Below are 16,669 nucleotides of genomic sequence, written 5' to 3'. Positions count from 1 at the left end.
CATTGTTATGTAACTATAATTCTTGTAATATTGTAAGTTATAAAAGATAAAACCCAAGCTGTTCCTGTCGTAAAAATAAAAAGATAAACTAGATATTTCCATCCTCCAGCTTCCCTTGCAAAAACCATTGATGCAGCTAAACAAGGTATATAAATCATTACAAACATAATAAATGAAAGTGCTGAAGTAATTGGAATATTATTTTTAATCTTATTAAGTAAAGTATCACTTTGTTCTGTTAATTGATCACCTAAGCCATATAAAATACCTAAAGTTGAAACAACTATCTCTTTTGCAGCAAGCCCAGTTTCTAGGGCAACTGTCATTCTCCAGTCAAAACCTAAAGGAGCAAATAATGGTTGAGAAAATTTACCAATAATCCCTAAGTAAGAGTTTTCTAAATTATATTGAACAAGGTCATTTTGCAATTCTTGTTTTTTTGTTTCATCTAGAGTTTGTTCTATTTTTGTATTGATTTCTTGAGTATATTCATGATTTTTTGGATAATTTGAAGCAAACCAAATTAGTATTGATGCTGCTAGAATATATGTACCTGCTTTTTTTAAGTACATTAGTGCTTGGTTTGAAACCGTGTGCCAAATGAGTTTAAATGTTGGTAGTCTATATTTTGGCATCTCCATTACAAAAGGTTCGTCTTCACTTTTAAAAACTGTTATTTTTAGTATTTTTGCAGCTACAAGTCCAAGAAGTGCTCCTGTTATGTATATTAAAAATAAAATATTTCCGGCACTATCCCCTGAAAAGAATGCCCCTGTAAAAAGTACATATATTGGAAGTCTAGCTCCACAAGACATGAAACCTATAATAAATAAAGTTAATAGTCTATCCCTATCATTTTTTAGTGTTCTTGCTGCCATATATGCAGGAACTGAACAACCAAACCCAGAAACTAAAGGAATAAATGATTTCCCATGAAGTCCAAACTTATGAAAAAAACCATCAAGTAAAAATGCAACTCTACTCATATAACCAGTTGTTTCAAGTAGGGCAATACCAAAAAATAAAATCACGATATTTGGTACAAATAAAATTACTGCTCCAACTCCAGCTATTGCTCCATCTGCTACTAAAGAAGAGAGTTCATTATCTCCTAAAATATTTTTTGTTCCATCTACAAGGGAAGCAAAAAATGAATCAATCATATCCATTGGAATATTTCCAACTACAAAAGTAAGTTGAAAAAGTCCCCACATAAAAAATAAAAATATAGGAATACCTAAAACTTTATTTAATAAAATATTATCAATTTTTGAACTTAAATCTTGACCATAGATTTTTTTAGCACTTACGACTTCTTGCGTTGCACCTCTTGCAAAAGAGTTCTTTTCATCTGCAAAAATTTCATCTAAGTCTTTTGTATTATAGTGCAAATATATGTGCTCCAAAGCTTCTTTTAGTACAGGTTGCAGTTCTGTCCAAATAGGCTCATCATGAAATTTTAAATATGTTTTTTTATCTTCTTGCAAAAGTTTAATTGCAACTTCTCTATAGTGAACATCACTTGCATATTTTTTTTCAATTAAAAGTGTTTTTATATTTGAAATTTCTTCTTCCATTACATTTGAAAAAATTAACTTTGATTCAAATTTAGAGGAATTGTATTTTTGAATCATAGTCTTTATTAGAGTCTCAATACCTGTTTTATTTTTAGCAGATGTTTTTACACAAGGTTTCCCTATGATTTTTGCCAATTGATTTTCATCTATTGATAAGCCTTCATTATCTGCTTCATCACTCATATTTAAAGCAATAACCATTTTTTTATCTAAGGCTAATAATTCAGTTGTTAGGTAGAGGTTTCTTTCTAAATTTGTAGAGTCTAAAACATTTAATATAATATCATAATCACCTTTTTCAAGATAGTTCTTTGTAACTTTTTCTTCAATTGTATAGTCATTTAATGAGTATGAACCTGGTAAATCTGTAATTTGAAAAAGATAATCATCATGTTGAAATTCTATTTGTTTTTTTTCTACTGTTACACCTGAAAAATTTCCGACTCTTAATTTAGAGTTAGAAATAGAATTGATAAGCATTGATTTTCCAACATTTGGTTGCCCTACAAGGGCTATTCTAATTAATTTTTTTTCATTTATATTTCGCATTCTCTTCTTTCTATTTCAATAGTTTTTGCTTCATTTGTTCTTAGTGCAATTTTCGTACTATTGAGTCTGATTTCAATTGTATTTTTTGACATTGTTTGCTCAATTACATATATTTTTGCACCTTTAGCTATTCCAAAAGAGTTTAACCTAGATTTTAATACTTGACTTGCAGATACTTTTATTATTTCTCCACATTCACCTTTTTTTAATTCACTTAAAGTCATATTTTCCTCTTTTATTTAAATAAAATTTATAAGTTTTTTATAAGTAAGTTATTGTATACCATAGTGAGTAAATAAATACTTAACTGATAGTAATTCTCAGTTTAAAATTCATAAATTTTTTTATTTTACTTGTTTTTATATGTTTATATTTGTTATACTATTATGTTTAAATTAAAAGGATACAATTTATGAATAATAATGAAGAGTTTGAAGATATAAAAGAAGAACTTAAAAAAATTGTAAAGCAAAAAGGCCTTAAATATACTGAACAAAGAGAGATTGTTCTTGAAGTACTTTTAAACGCAAAAGGTCATTTAACTGCTGAAGAAATTTATAATGAAGTTAAAAATGCTAATCCTGATTCAAATATAGGAATAGCTACTGTATATAGATCTTTGTCATTTTTAGAAGAAGTTCACTTAATCACATCAATTACATTTGGAACAGATGGTAAAAAATACGAATCAAATACTAAAAATCATCATGACCATTTGATTTGTATTTCTTGTGGAAAAATAGTTGAATTTATGGATGAAGAGATAGAAAAAAGACAAACTAAAGTAGCAAAAGAAAATGGCTTTGTAATTACAAACCATGTTATGCAACTTCTTGGAAAATGTTCTGATTGTCAATAATATTTAAGGAATTTCCTTAAATATTATTCCACTGATTGTAAATATAAGTTATGCTTAATAGCTTTTTTTAACTCTTGAATTTTTTTAATAATTTTCATTTTTTCTTTTATTGCAATTTAAATCGCAATCTCCACAATTATTTGAATCAATCATTTTTTTATATTCATCGTGAACGCAATTAGATGAGTGCTTTGTACAAATATATGGAATATTTTGTTTTTTTGCTATATTCTTATATTTGTGCATAACATTATGATTTAAAAATGATGTAAGCATGATAATACAATCTGTATCTTGTGGAATTTTTTTCTTTGGTGCAGATGATTTTTTTCTTGCATCCCAATGCCTAATAGAACTTGCCCCTAAATCTTCTAATGTAGATATTATAGTAGATATCTTATCCCCGCCAATAACTAATACACTCATAATACTTCCTTAGTTTTAATTTATATTTTCAAATAAATAGTGCTTTATTGATAATAATTATTAAAATAGTATAGGAAGTAAACTTAAAGTAAAGTTAATATTGATACTTGTTATCAATAATGTAGTTATTATTTTTTATTCTCTTCTTTTTCTTCATCACAATTTTGAGTGCAGTATCCAAAAATAAGAGTTCTAATAACAAAAAATAAAATTCCAGCAAGCATTACAATACCAACAAATTTTTCAGTTGCAATGATATTTAAGTAGTCTAAAAAAACTCCAGTTATTATAACTAGAATATAAAATATTAAAACTCTTTTGTCTTCTGGTATTAGAAAGAACATTTATTTTCTCGAAGGGATATATCTAAAAAATAGATATAAAATTAATAACATAACAATCAAAATGCCAACTGACGAAAAACTTAATATCATTTGCGGATCACCACTTCCCCTTTGATAATTTTTATTCATAAATAAAAATGTAGTGGAAAGAAGCATAAATGATGCAGTAATAACCGCAATAAGATGAGTAATTACTTTATGAATTTTTGTTTTATAAAAATCAAAAACCATCTTCCAAGTAAGTAGTGCTGATACTAGTGTAAGTATTAAGATTATAATTTGATCAAGATTCCCCATAAATTAGTTACCTTTTTTTAAAATAACTTATATCTGTGTATAAGTACTTTGATTATATCAAGTTTTTTATAGAAATAACTAAAACTTTAGAATACAAAAGTTAGAAATATAGGTTATTATTATAAATAAATTAAATATAATTTATAATTATACTAACTAAGTTTAAATAAGATAAAATATTACAAATATAGGAGTGATAATGTTTTTTGGTAATTGTAAAGAAAAAGATTTAGAAATAGCTAAGTTAAAAGAGAAAGTTGAGACCTTACAAGAAGAGTTAAAGCTTGAAAAACTTAGTCATAATGAAATCGAAGTTAAGTTGGAATCTAAATATAAAGATGAAATGCAAAGAATGAAAACAGAGTTAGAGGTATTTAAAAATATTTCTAAGAGTTCATTTGAAGAGGGGTTAGTTGCATTTGATAAAAATAAGAATGAAATTTTCAAAAATGAAAGAGCAAGTTCACATATAACAGATAGTAGTGTAATCTTAAATGCAATTAAAGAAAATAGACCTACTGTTATTCTTGGAGATTGTGAAGCTAAAATTACTTTACAAAGTTTTGATAATGTAGATGTTGTAATACTTACAAAAGTATCAATAAAAGATGCTGAGAATAGTTCAATTTTAAAATACAATAGTCAAAATATTAGTAATGCTTTGACTTCAACACAAGATGTTTATGTAAGTTTATTGGATGATTTAGATTCAATGATGGTTGAATCTAAAGATACTGCAAAAGGGTCTCTATTGGGACTTAATTTAACAGAAAGTATTGTAAGAGATACTGGCTATATTCAAGATCATATCCAATCAGAGAATACTATGGTTCATAATCTTGTTGAAAATAGTAAAAATATTTCTTCTGTTATAACCATGATAGAAGCAATAGCCTTTCAAACAAATATTTTATCACTAAATGCGGCAGTTGAAGCTGCAACTGCTGGAGAAGCGGGGAAAGGTTTTGCAGTAGTTGCACAAGAAGTTAGAAATCTAGCAACTAGAAGTGCAGAAGCTGCAAAAGAGATAAAAAAAGTAGTTGATTTAATACAAAATGAAAGTTTAAATATAAAAAATAGTTCTGATCAAATTGCAAAATCAGTTGATGAAACTAAAACTAGAGTTGATGAACTTATTAAATTAATGAATAGTTTTGAAAAAAATTCTAGTAGGTCAGTTTTTGAAGTAGAAAGTATAAGTAATAAAATTTTCATAAATCTTGCAAAACTAGATCATATAATTTATAAAAATAATTTGTATAAACTACTTTTTGGAGAACCTAATAATTTTAATGGTGTTGATCATCATAATTGTAGACTTGGGAAATGGTATGAAAGTGGGCTTGGAAAAACTGAATTTAGCTTTGTACATTCATATAAACAACTTGAACCTTACCATAGGGCAGTACATGATAATGCAAATGCATTAGCAACTGAATGTTCAAGTAAAGATGAAATTTGTACAACTGAAATTATAGAAAATAGAGTTCACAAAATAGAAAAAGCAAGTGAAGGTGTTTTTGAATTCTTAGATAGAATTTTAGATGAAAAAAACCACCACCTGATGAATGAAGCTGCAAAAGAATTATTTGAAAAAAAAGTAAAAGGCTAAAAGATGAATGATAAAATATATAATATTGCTATTGTTGATGACACAAAAGAGATAATTGAAATGTTATCAAAATCACTTTCAAGAAGTAATAAGTATAAGATTTCTACTTATTCAAATCCACTTACTGCTATAAATAATATTGATTCAAAAATTGATGTTGTATTTTTGGATATAGTCATGCCACAAATGGATGGACTTGAAGCTTTAGAAAAAATAGTTGAAAAGAATCCAGATATAAAAGTTATCATGATGACAGCAAGTTCTACTTTGGATAGAGTTCTAAAAGCACATAAATATGGAGCAACACATTACATAATGAAACCATTTGATTCTATGGATAATATTATGAAAAAACTAGAATTGGTAATTAGTTTGTAGATGAAAAAAAACTTTTTTACTTTTTTAATATTTGTTTTTTTGGAAATTATTATATACACCAGTTTAGTTTATAATGAAAATTTACATATTAATAAAGTTTTAGAGAATAGTTTAGAGAATAGTTATGGTGAGTTTAAAGTCTTAAGGGAGTATTTTTTTGAAGAATCTGATGAAAAGATTTATAATAAATTTAATCATATCGTTTTATTAAAATCAATCTTAGATATTAAAACATACCAAGATTATGAAAAAGAAATATTAAAACTATCTAAACTACTTACTAATGCAAAAGAGTTAAGTTATTTAAAAAATAAAGAAGTTTTTGGATTAATAAAAAATAAAGAAGAAAAAGTATTATTATTTGAAAAAGATAAAACAATCATTTCTATATCTTTTATTCCTTATTTTGAGTCTAAAAGTGTCTTAAATTATTTCATAAGATTTAATAATCAATCCCAAATTTATGATATGAAGTTTAGAACAAAAATACTATTTTTAGTTTTTTCTATACTAATTATTATATTACTAGGATATACCTATTTTATATATAACATCAAAACAAAACTTTCAATTAAAAATGATGAAAATGAAGAATTACTTGAGGTTATTGATAAGTACATATTAATGACTGAAACGGATAAGGAAGGTTTTATTACTAAAGTATCAACTGCATTTTGTGAAGTAACTGGTTTTTCAAAACAAGAATTAATAGGTAGACCACATAGTATTATTAGGCACCCTGATGTGCAAAGAGATGTGTTTAAACATATGTGGCACATATTAAAATCGGGAGAAACCTGGAAAGGTGAAATAAAAAATATAGACAAAAATGGAAATATTTATTGGGTAGAGGGAACAATTGTTCCTAAATATGACAAAAATAAAAATATAATCGGTTTTCTTTCATTAAGAAAAGATATAACTAATAAAAAAAGACTAGATGAATTAAATACTAAGTTAAAATATCAAATAGAAGAAAAAATCAATGAAATGGAAATTTTGGATTCAAACTTAATACAACAATCTAAAAAAGCATTAGTAGGGGATTTGGTTGATATTATTGCCCATCAATGGAAACAGCCTTTATCTATAATGTCTTTGTATGCTATTGATATAAGTGAAAGTGTAAAATATGGTGAGATGAACCAAGAATATGCAAATGAATTAACAGAAAAATTCCAAAGACAAATAACCCATTTGGCTTCTACTTTAAATAGCTTTCGTACATTTTTTAACCCAAGTGATATATATGATAAATTTACCCTTTATGAAAATATAGAAAATGTTTTATTACTTCTGGAAGATGAATTGAAAATTAATAAAATAAATATAAAAATCCAAGGAAATAAAGATATAAAACTATTTGGAATATCAAATGAATTTCAGCATATTTTTTTAAACTTTATAAGTAATTCTAGAGATGCCTTTATAGAAAATGGAATTAAAAACAGACAAGTTACAATATCCTTTTTTGAGATAAATGGTGAAATACAAATAGATTATATTGATAATGCAGGTGGAATAAAAGAAAATATTCTTCACAAAATTTTTGATTTAAATTTTACTACTAAACCAATAGGATTGGGTACAGGTGTAGGTATGTATGCAACTAAACTAATTATTGATAAGCTAAGTGGAAAGATTAGTGTAACTAACTATAAAGATGGAGTTAAGTTTACAATTTTACTCCCTAATAAAGATAGAAGAAAAAATGATTAATACATATTTGAGTAATATTCAAATATATATGCTATAATCACAAAAAAATATATTACTCTTCGTTTCTAGTAATCCTTACGAAAAACCAATCAGCAAAACAACATATATTTACAAAAGGCATTTATGACATTTAAAGAACTTGGTTTAATTGAACCATTATTAAAAGCAATTCAGGATAAAGGTTATACAAAACCAAGTCCTATTCAAGAACAGGCTATTCCTATTATTTTAGAAAAACACGATGTTTTAGCAGGTGCTCAAACGGGTACTGGTAAAACTGCTGGATTTACACTTCCACTATTACAAATATTAAGCAGTAAAGAATCAAAAAGTACTAAGCCAGAAATTAGAGCTTTAATTTTAACACCAACACGAGAATTAGCAGCTCAAGTTGCTCAAAGTGTTGATGATTATGGGAAATATCTTCCATTAAAAACTGCAGTTATTTTTGGTGGAGTTGGAATAAATCCACAAAAAGCACTTATTAGAAAAGGAGTTGATATAGTTATTGCAACGCCTGGAAGACTGTTAGACCATATTGAACAAAAAACAATAGATATCTCACATGTTGAACATTTTATCCTTGATGAAGCAGATAGAATGTTAGATATGGGATTTATAAGAGATATAAGAAAAGTACTTGCACTTTTACCAGAACATAGACAAAATCTTTTATTCTCTGCAACATTTTCTGATGAGATTAAAAAATTATCTGATGGAATATTAAATAAACCAAAATTAATCGAAGTAGCTAGAAGAAATACTTCATCTGAAATGGTATCTCAAGTAATACATTTAGTAGATAAAGAGAAAAAGAAAATACTTTTATCTAAACTTATAAAAGAGGGTGATTGGAGACAAGTACTTGTCTTTACTAGAACAAAACATGGTGCAAACAAACTTAGCCAACATTTAGAAAGTGATGGAATAAGTGCAACTGCAATTCATGGGAATAAATCTCAAGGTGCTAGAACAAAAGCTTTGGCTGACTTTAAAGCAGGAGCTGTAAGAGTACTTGTGGCAACTGATATTGCAGCAAGGGGAATAGATATTGACCAACTTCCACATGTGGTTAATTTCGAATTACCAAATGTTGCTGAAGATTATGTTCATAGAATCGGAAGAACAGGAAGAGCTGGAAATGAAGGTCAAGCTGTATCTTTAGTATGTATTGATGAACATGATTATTTAAGAGGAATCGAAAAACTTATCAAAACTTCTATAAAAAAAGTTTTAATAGAAGGTTTTGAAGTAGATCCTAGTATAAAAGCAGAACCAATTAATAATGGTAGAAATAAGGGCAGAAATAACTCAAATTCACGAAGTACACCTAAAAAAGAGTTTTCAAGTGAAAATAATAGAAGAAGAGATAAAAAACCTTTCAGAAATAGTGATGAGCCAAAAAGAAGTGAAAAATCATCTTCTCCAAAAGGAAAGCTAAGTAACGAAGGTAAAAAATTTAAAGAGTCTTCTAGTAACTCAAAATTTGCTTCTTCAAAACCTAGTCAATCAAGAACTGATAGCAGATCAAATAGACAAAGAAGACCAAGAGTTCAAAAAGATTAATTACTTTTTTTATGTAAATAAATAATAATAATAAAAAGGCTACTATAATATAATTATTAAAAGGGCTGTTAATGAAAAAGGCACTATTTTTATTTATTATTTTACCAATTTTATTATTTGCTGATGAGTATAAAAAAGTAACTCTTCAGTTAAACTGGTTAAATCAGTTTCAATTTGCAGGTTATTATGTTGCAAAAGAAAAAGGCTTTTATAAAGATGTAGGCCTAGATGTTGATATAAAAGAGTACACTTTTAATACTGATTTAGTAAACTCAATTAAGACCAAAAAAGCTGATTTTGCAATAGGGCGGTCTTCTTTATTAATTGAAAGAGCAAAAGGTGAAGATGTAGTTGCTTTAGGTGCTATATTTCAAGAGTCACCTTTGATGCTTTTGGTAAGAAAAGATTCCCACATAGTTAGTGTTCGTGATTTAAAAGATAAAAAAATCATGATTACACCAGATGCTGCCTTTTCAGCATCTCTTCTTGCAATGCTAAGTGCTAACGGACTAAATAAAAATGATTTTATTACTCAAAGTCACTCCTTTAAACTAGATGATTTAATCTCAGGAAATACAGATGCTATGGCATCATACTTATCAAATGAACCAATTATTTTAAATGATAAAGGTATTAAATATAAAATTTTCAAGCCAAAAGATTATGGTTTTGATTTTTATAGTGATATTCTTTTTACATCTTCTAAGTTTATAAAAGAGAATTCAAAACTTACAAAAGATTTTTATGAAGCAAGTATAAAGGGTTGGAAGTATGCTTTTGAGCATAAAGCTGAGACTGCAGAAATAATATACAAAAAATATAATTCACAAAATAAATCATACATTCATCTTATCAAAGAAGGTGAAATCTTATCTAAATTGGCTTATGTAGATAATACAGAAATAGGTGATTTAAATAAGAAAAAATTGCAAAATATTTTTAATGTATTTAAATTATTTGGTTTAGTAAAAAATGATATAAATATGAATGACTTTATATATGATGGAAATTCACATAAAACAATGAGTTTAGAAATTTCCCCTATGAAACAAAAACTAATTTTTATAATTTTGTTTTTATTTATAACTGTATTTCTAATTGTACTTTTTATATTAAAGAAAAATAGATATTTAAAAGAACAATTACAAACAGTAATAGATGCCACTGATGATTTTATACTATATAAAGATAATAAGTTTAGATATTTAGGATGTAATAAAAGTTTTGAAAAATTTGTGGGTAAAAAAAAATCTGAAATAATTGGGAAAAATGATTTTGAACTTTTTTCTAAAGAATATGCTCAACTATTTAGAAAAAGAGATATGGAAGCTCTTAGTTTAAACTCAATACATATAAATAATGAATGTGTCGTATACGAAGATCAAAAAATAATTCTTCAATCAAAAGTAATACCTTTTAAATATAAAAAAACAAAAAAAGAAGGTATCTTAGTAGTCTGTAGAGATATAACAGAACTTCATGATATACATGAAAAGCTAAAAAAAGAAGCCTATCACGATGAGCTGACAAATATCTTTAATCGAAAAGCATTTAATGAAAGAATTGAAGAAAAATTTGACTTATATTATAGATATAAAAATGAATTTTGTATTGCTATGTATGATATTGATGATTTTAAACATATAAATGATACATATGGACATGATGTTGGGGATAAAGTATTGATTGACATGACAAATTATATAAAAAAACATATAAGAAAAACAGATTTAATTTTTAGAGTAGGTGGAGAAGAATTTATAGTGCTTCTTCCTAAAACTCCAATTTTAGAAGCATTTGATGTTATTGAAAAAATTAGAATTGAAGTATCTAAGTTAAATCTAATTAAAGATAAAAAAGTGACTATAAGTATAGGCATCACACAAGTAAAAGAAAATGATAACCCAACTTTTATTTATGAAAGAATTGATAAGTTAATGTATGTATCAAAACATGAAGGAAAAAATAGAACTTCAAAAGATTGATTTTTGTATTTTGGTGGAGATGTGGAGAATTGAACTCCAGTCTTAAAACAGCTACTACCAGCGTCTACATGTTTAGTAAAAGGTTGAAAAATTTCACTTTACAACAACTCAACCTGCAAGGCATATTGTGAAGCTAAGATTTTAAATGTCTCAAAATAGTCAAATCAACTCTAAAATGATAATCTATCTAGGGTGAATCTCCGTAATACTACATAGATAGAATCTGTAGTGGAAACCTCCAAAGTCTCAAGCCGTTAGGCGAGTCTGTGTTTAACTTATGCTACTTTAGCGTAAGCTGGAGCGTAATTTGTATTATTTGCGTCTAAAAAAAATGAACCGTATAACGGCATGTTCAGGCCGACATGCAACCAATCCTCACTGCTCTAATCGATACCAAGTCATCCCCATATCGAAGAGGAGAAGTATATCCTAAATTTCTTTAAATATGATTTATATTTATGTAATTAAATTTTAATCTAATTTTGGTAACCTTGTTGTTCTTTAACTATTATTTTAATATAATATTACAATTTTAAAAGTAGAGGTTTTTATGAAAAAAGGTATATTAATTATTGGTGCTGGTGGAGTTAGTCGGGTTGCAACTGTTAAGTGTGCGATGAATATAGATACATTTGAGAAAATTACATTAGCTTCAAGAACTATTTCAAAATGTGAATCAATCAGAGATGACATTTTAAAAAATCAAAATGTAGAGATCTCTGTAGCTTCTGTGGATGCAGATAGTGTTGATGACTTAGTGATACTTATTGAAAAAGTTAATCCAAAGTTAGTTTTAAATGTGGCATTGCCATACCAAGATTTAACAATCATGGATGCTTGTACAAAATGTGGTGTTGATTATGTGGATACTGCAAATTATGAACATCCAGATGTTGCAAAATTTGAATATAAAGAACAATGGGCAAGAAATGATCAGTTTAAAGATGCTGATATTATGGGATTATTAGGTTCAGGTTTTGACCCAGGAGTTACTGGTGTTTTTTGTGCTTATGCTCAACAAAATCTTTTTGATGAAATCCACTACATTGATATTATGGATTGTAATGCTGGTGATCATGGATACCCTTTTGCTACAAACTTTAATCCAGAAATCAATCTTAGAGAAGTATCTGCAAATGGTAGATATTGGGAAGATGGAAAATGGATTGAAACAAAACCTTTAGAAATAAGAGTTGATCATGATTATCCTGAAGTTGGTGTAAAGCCATCTTATCTTTTATACCATGAAGAGTTAGAGTCATTATCAAAAAATATTAAAGGTCTTAAAAGAATTAGATTCTTTATGACATTTGGAGATTCTTATATACAACATATGAATTGTTTACAAAATGTAGGAATGTTAGGAATTGAGCCTGTTATGCATAAAGGCGTAGAAATTATTCCAATAGAATTTTTAACTACATTATTACCAGATCCTTCAAGCTTAGGACCAAGAACTGTTGGAAAAACAAATATTGGATGTATCATTGAAGGTATTAAAGATGGTAAGTCAAAAAAAGTTTATATTTATAATATTTGTGACCATCAAGAGTGTTATAAAGAAACAGGAGCACAAGCTGTAAGTTATACTACCGGAGTTCCTGCAATGATTGGTTCTAAACTACTCTATAAAGGTGTTTGGAAAAGCAAAGGTGTATTTAACATCGAAGAGTTTGATGCTAAACCATTTATGGATGAGTTAATGGAACAAGGTCTTCCTTGGAAAATAGTGGAATTAGAATAAATTTTTTATTCTTTAAGTTATTAAAGTAACTCGTTACTTTTTTTAGGCTTTGCTTCTTTAGATGGAATTTACTTCCATTGTTAAAAGAAGTTAAAAATATAAGGTTCCCTTGAAAAATGGAACATTTTAAAAAGTAACTCGTTACTTTCTTTAGGCTTTGCTTCTTTAGATGGAATTTATTTCCATTGTTAAAAGAAGTTAAAAATATAAGGTTCCCTTGAAAAATGGAACATTTTTAAAGGAAAAATTATGCAAAAATATATCTGTACGATTTGTGATTATATATATGATCCAGCTCTTGGTGATGAAGATAGTGGTATAGCTGCTGGAACTGCATTTGAAGATATTCCAGAAGATTGGGAATGTCCAGACTGTGGCGTAAGCAAAGAAGACTTTGAGCCATATAATGACTGATATTGTTAATTCTTTTGAAGAATTACCAAGTCCTTGTTTTGTATGTGAAGAAGAACTTTTAAAGAAAAATCTTGAACTTTTAAAAAAAATTCAAAATGAAGCAGATGTAAAAATTCTGCTTGCTTTAAAAGGCTTCTCTTTATATGCAACATTTGATTTATGTAAAGAGTATTTAAAAGGGTGTTGTGCTTCTGGATTACATGAAGCACTATTGGCATCTAAAGAGTTTGGGAGAGAAGTTCATACTTATTCACCAGCATTTAAAGAAGAAGAAGTTGATGAAATAGTATCTTTATCAAATCACATTGTATTTAACTCAATTGCCCAATTAAAGAAGTTTGAAAACAAAGCTATAGGTCAAACCTCTATAGGACTTAGAGTAAATCCTGAGTACTCTTCTGTTGAGGTTGATTTGTATAATCCTTGCGGGGCATTTTCACGACTTGGAATAACAAGAAAAAATTTTGATAAAGACGCTATTTTTAATGTAGACGGTCTTCATTTTCATGCCCTTTGTGAACAAAATGTAGATGCACTAGAGGGTGCTTTAAAAAGTTTTGAAGAAAAGTTTGGTGAATTTTTGCCTAAAATGAAATGGGTAAATTTTGGTGGTGGACACCATATTACAAGAGCTGATTATGATGTAAATGGATTAGTTACTCTTTTAAAAGAATTTAAAATAAGATATCCACATTTAGAAGTTTATTTAGAACCAGGTGAAGCAGTAGGTTGGAAAACAGGATACTTAACTGCTACAGTTTTAGATATTGTAAATAATGGTATGGACATAGCTATTTTAGATACTTCAGCAGAAGCTCATATGCCAGATACTCTTGCTATGCCATATAGAGCAGATATAAGAAATAGTGCAGAATCTGGTGTTAAAGCCCATACTTATAGATTAGGTGGAAATACTTGTTTAGCTGGTGATATTATTGGGGATTATTCATTTGATGAGCCATTAAAAGTAGGTGATAAAATAATTTTAGAAGACATGATACATTATACGATGGTAAAAACTACCACTTTTAATGGAATTAAGTTGCCATCTATTGCAATAAAAAAGGCAGATGATTGTTACCAAATTGTAAAAAACTTTGGTTATAATGAATATAAAGCAAGACTTTAATATTTAAAAGGTAATAAAATGGGACAAAAGCGAGTTATAATTGAAGATGAATTCAAAGAAGACGAAGAGATTGATACCCATGAAGATATAAAACATAAGTCAAAAAATTTTAAAAGAAAAAGAAAAGAGTTAAAACAAAAAGGTAAAAAAGTTCAAATCTGGGTAAAAAAAGAGACCTTAGAATACGAAAAAGAACTTACTTTACTTCAAATAGAATTATTAAAATTCCAAAATCATGTAAAAGATATGGGTTTAAAAGTTTTGATGATTTTTGAAGGAAGAGATGCCGCGGGTAAAGGTGGTACTATAAAAAGAATCACTGAGCATCTAAATCCCAGGGGTGCTAGAATAGTGGCCCTTGGGAAGCCAGGTGATATAGAAAATACACAATGGTATTTTCAAAGATATACACAACATTTACCTAGTGCTGGTGAAATGGTCTTCTTTGATAGGTCTTGGTACAACAGAGGTGGAGTTGAGCCTGTTATGGGATTTTGTACAACAGAAGAGCACCATGAGTTTTTAAGAGAAGTACCAGAATTTGAAAAGATGATTGTAAAATCAGGAATAATTTTGTTTAAATTTTATTTCTCAGTTTCAAAAAAAGAGCAAGCAAGAAGATTTAAAAAAAGAGAGATAGATCCTTTAAAACAATTTAAGCTCTCTCCTGTAGATAAAGAATCACAAAAACTTTGGGATAATTATACAACTGCTAAATTTTCTATGTTAATGGCTTCAAATACAGATATTGCTCCATGGACTGTTATAAGAAGTGACAATAAAAAACTGGCTAGATTAAATTGTATAAAATATATATTAACAAATGTAAACTATACTGATAAAGTTGAATCTGAATTATTAAATATAGACAAGAGTTTAGTAAATACGGGAACTCAAGAGATTGAATACATGGAAAAAGAGAATAAATTTGCAAAGGTATAATAGATGAATTTAAATGATTTTGAAAAAACAGATTACAATGGTTTATATGTTTCAAAAGTTGCTCATGTAACTTATGGAAGAAAATATGTAGCAAGATTTCAATATGATAAAAAACGATATGTAAAAGTTTTAGGCTATTCAAAAAAAGATAATATTACAAAAAGAGATGCTATTACCTTAATGAATAATTATAAAGATAGTATTGTTATTGCGCAGGAAGAAGCACCGAAGATTGAAGTTCTAAATGAAAATAAAACTATACTACCAGCTAAAGAATATGAAAAAGTAGTTTCTCAAAATAAAGAAATGAAAGACTTATTAGGAGATTATAAATCACTTGATAAAAATGTTATGAGAGATGGAATAAGAAAGATTTATGAACTTGAAGAGCTTAAACATTATCAAATAGAATTAATCAAACTTCAAGATTATTTGGAAAAAGAAAACAAAAGAATGATTATTCTTTTCGAAGGTAGAGATGCATCTGGAAAAGGTGGGGCTATAAGAAGAATCACTAGATATATGAATAATAAGCATTACAGAATAGTTGCCCTTGGTAAGCCTGATGATACACAAAGAAATCAATGGTTTTTCCAAAGATATATTCAACACTTCCCAACAGGTGGAGAGATGGTTTTATTTGATAGATCTTGGTATAACAGAGCAATGGTAGAACCAATTTTTGGATTTTGTACACAAGAAGAACATGAAATTTTTATGGAAGATGTTGTTAATTTTGAGCAAGATTTAGTAAGACAAGGAATGATATTAATAAAATTATATTTCTCTGTTTCTAAAGATGAACAAAAAAGAAGATTTGATAGAAGAATTGAAGATCCTCTTAGACAATGGAAATTCTCAGAAGTGGATATGCAAGCTCAAGATTTATGGGGTGAGTTTTCAGAAAAAAAATATGAAATGCTTAGACGAACTAATTCACGAAGTGCACCATGGCATATTGTAAGAAGTGATGATAAATTTTTATCAAGAATTGAAGCTATGAAAATCATATTAAATTCTGTAGATTATGATGGGAAAAATTATGCTTTAAATTTTGAAGCAAATGACAAAATCAACATCTCTGTTCAAAGAGAGTTGATGCAAATGAGAAAATCAGCTAATTACTAA

16 protein-coding genes and 1 other RNA gene are annotated in these 16,669 nt (G+C 27.6%); 11 read left to right on the top strand and 6 right to left on the bottom strand.

Going from position 1 to position 16,669, the window contains the following annotated elements; translation table 11 throughout:
- Positions 1-5: 5 nt before the first annotated feature.
- Both feoB and LXN10_RS02915 read right to left on the bottom strand, forming a co-directional pair.
- Positions 6-2,126 (bottom strand): ferrous iron transport protein B, encoded by a 2,121-nt coding sequence (gene feoB, locus LXN10_RS02920; protein ID WP_375724450.1) that lies wholly within the window; start codon positions 2,124-2,126, stop codon positions 6-8.
- On the bottom strand, positions 2,114-2,350 hold the full coding sequence (locus LXN10_RS02915) for a FeoA family protein (protein ID WP_375724449.1): 237 nt from the start codon (positions 2,348-2,350) through the stop codon (positions 2,114-2,116). Before LXN10_RS02915 ends, feoB begins: the two co-directional genes overlap by 13 nt.
- A 188-nt stretch (positions 2,351-2,538) precedes the next feature.
- Between LXN10_RS02915 and LXN10_RS02910 the strand changes: the two genes are divergently transcribed.
- Positions 2,539-2,985 (top strand): Fur family transcriptional regulator, encoded by a 447-nt coding sequence (locus tag LXN10_RS02910; protein WP_375724448.1) that lies wholly within the window; start codon positions 2,539-2,541, stop codon positions 2,983-2,985.
- An 84-nt stretch (positions 2,986-3,069) separates the two neighbouring features.
- Here LXN10_RS02910 and LXN10_RS02905 read toward each other — a convergent pair whose 3' ends face one another.
- From LXN10_RS02905 to LXN10_RS02895, 3 genes are all read right to left on the bottom strand, one after another.
- Positions 3,070-3,411 carry a DUF2325 domain-containing protein gene (locus LXN10_RS02905; RefSeq protein WP_375724447.1) on the bottom strand — a complete coding sequence of 114 codons (342 nt, stop codon included), beginning with the start codon at positions 3,409-3,411 and terminating at the stop codon, positions 3,070-3,072.
- Between the two features lie 128 nt (positions 3,412-3,539).
- A complete protein-coding gene (locus LXN10_RS02900; protein WP_375724446.1) occupies positions 3,540-3,755 on the bottom strand; it encodes a hypothetical protein in 216 nt (71 codons plus the stop codon).
- Positions 3,756-4,052 (bottom strand): hypothetical protein, encoded by a 297-nt coding sequence (locus LXN10_RS02895; RefSeq protein WP_375724445.1) that lies wholly within the window; start codon positions 4,050-4,052, stop codon positions 3,756-3,758. It lies immediately after the preceding gene.
- Positions 4,053-4,251: 199 nt separating this feature from the next.
- On the opposite strand from LXN10_RS02895, the gene LXN10_RS02890 reads away from it, so the two are divergent.
- The 5 genes from LXN10_RS02890 (at position 4,252) to LXN10_RS02870 (ending at position 11,312) form a co-directional block, all read left to right on the top strand.
- A complete protein-coding gene (locus LXN10_RS02890; RefSeq protein ID WP_375724444.1) occupies positions 4,252-5,664 on the top strand; it encodes a methyl-accepting chemotaxis protein in 1,413 nt (470 codons plus the stop codon).
- 3 nt (positions 5,665-5,667) lie between these two features.
- Complete coding sequence (locus LXN10_RS02885; RefSeq protein ID WP_375724443.1) at positions 5,668-6,042, top strand: response regulator; 375 nt, start codon at positions 5,668-5,670, stop codon at positions 6,040-6,042.
- 39 nt (positions 6,043-6,081) lie between these two features.
- On the top strand, positions 6,082-7,761 hold the full coding sequence (locus LXN10_RS02880) for a PAS domain-containing sensor histidine kinase (RefSeq protein WP_375724442.1): 1,680 nt from the start codon (positions 6,082-6,084) through the stop codon (positions 7,759-7,761).
- A gap of 123 nt (positions 7,762-7,884) precedes the next feature.
- Positions 7,885-9,327, top strand: a complete 1,443-nt coding sequence (locus LXN10_RS02875) for a DEAD/DEAH box helicase (protein WP_375724441.1) — start codon at positions 7,885-7,887, stop codon at positions 9,325-9,327.
- Between the two features lie 71 nt (positions 9,328-9,398).
- Positions 9,399-11,312 (top strand): ABC transporter substrate-binding protein, encoded by a 1,914-nt coding sequence (locus LXN10_RS02870; RefSeq protein ID WP_375724440.1) that lies wholly within the window; start codon positions 9,399-9,401, stop codon positions 11,310-11,312.
- Between the two features lie 11 nt (positions 11,313-11,323).
- On the opposite strand, the gene ssrA is transcribed toward LXN10_RS02870, so the two are convergent.
- Positions 11,324-11,718, bottom strand: a transfer-messenger RNA (tmRNA) gene (gene ssrA, locus LXN10_RS02865).
- A 144-nt stretch (positions 11,719-11,862) separates the two neighbouring features.
- On the opposite strand from ssrA, the gene LXN10_RS02860 reads away from it, so the two are divergent.
- The 5 genes from LXN10_RS02860 to ppk2 (LXN10_RS02840) all read left to right on the top strand — a co-directional run bounded on the left by LXN10_RS02860 (position 11,863) and on the right by ppk2 (LXN10_RS02840) (position 16,669).
- A complete protein-coding gene (locus tag LXN10_RS02860) occupies positions 11,863-13,056 on the top strand; it encodes a saccharopine dehydrogenase family protein (protein WP_375724439.1) in 1,194 nt (397 codons plus the stop codon).
- 249 nt (positions 13,057-13,305) lie between these two features.
- Positions 13,306-13,470: a rubredoxin gene (rd, locus tag LXN10_RS02855; protein WP_375724438.1), complete on the top strand. Its 165-nt coding sequence runs from the start codon at positions 13,306-13,308 to the stop codon at positions 13,468-13,470.
- Positions 13,463-14,599 carry a carboxynorspermidine decarboxylase gene (gene nspC, locus LXN10_RS02850; protein WP_375724437.1) on the top strand — a complete coding sequence of 379 codons (1,137 nt, stop codon included), beginning with the start codon at positions 13,463-13,465 and terminating at the stop codon, positions 14,597-14,599. Before rd ends, nspC begins: the two co-directional genes overlap by 8 nt.
- Before the next feature lie 18 nt (positions 14,600-14,617).
- Positions 14,618-15,541 (top strand): polyphosphate kinase 2, encoded by a 924-nt coding sequence (gene ppk2, locus LXN10_RS02845; RefSeq protein WP_375724436.1) that lies wholly within the window; start codon positions 14,618-14,620, stop codon positions 15,539-15,541.
- A gap of 3 nt (positions 15,542-15,544) precedes the next feature.
- Positions 15,545-16,669, top strand: coding sequence for a polyphosphate kinase 2 (gene ppk2 / locus LXN10_RS02840; RefSeq protein WP_375724435.1), 1,125 nt, complete (start codon positions 15,545-15,547; stop codon positions 16,667-16,669).

Source organism: Arcobacter iocasae (genome assembly GCF_042214795.1).
GTDB lineage: Bacteria > Campylobacterota > Campylobacteria > Campylobacterales > Arcobacteraceae > Arcobacter > Arcobacter iocasae.
This window is presented reverse-complemented; position numbering and strand designations above follow the sequence as displayed.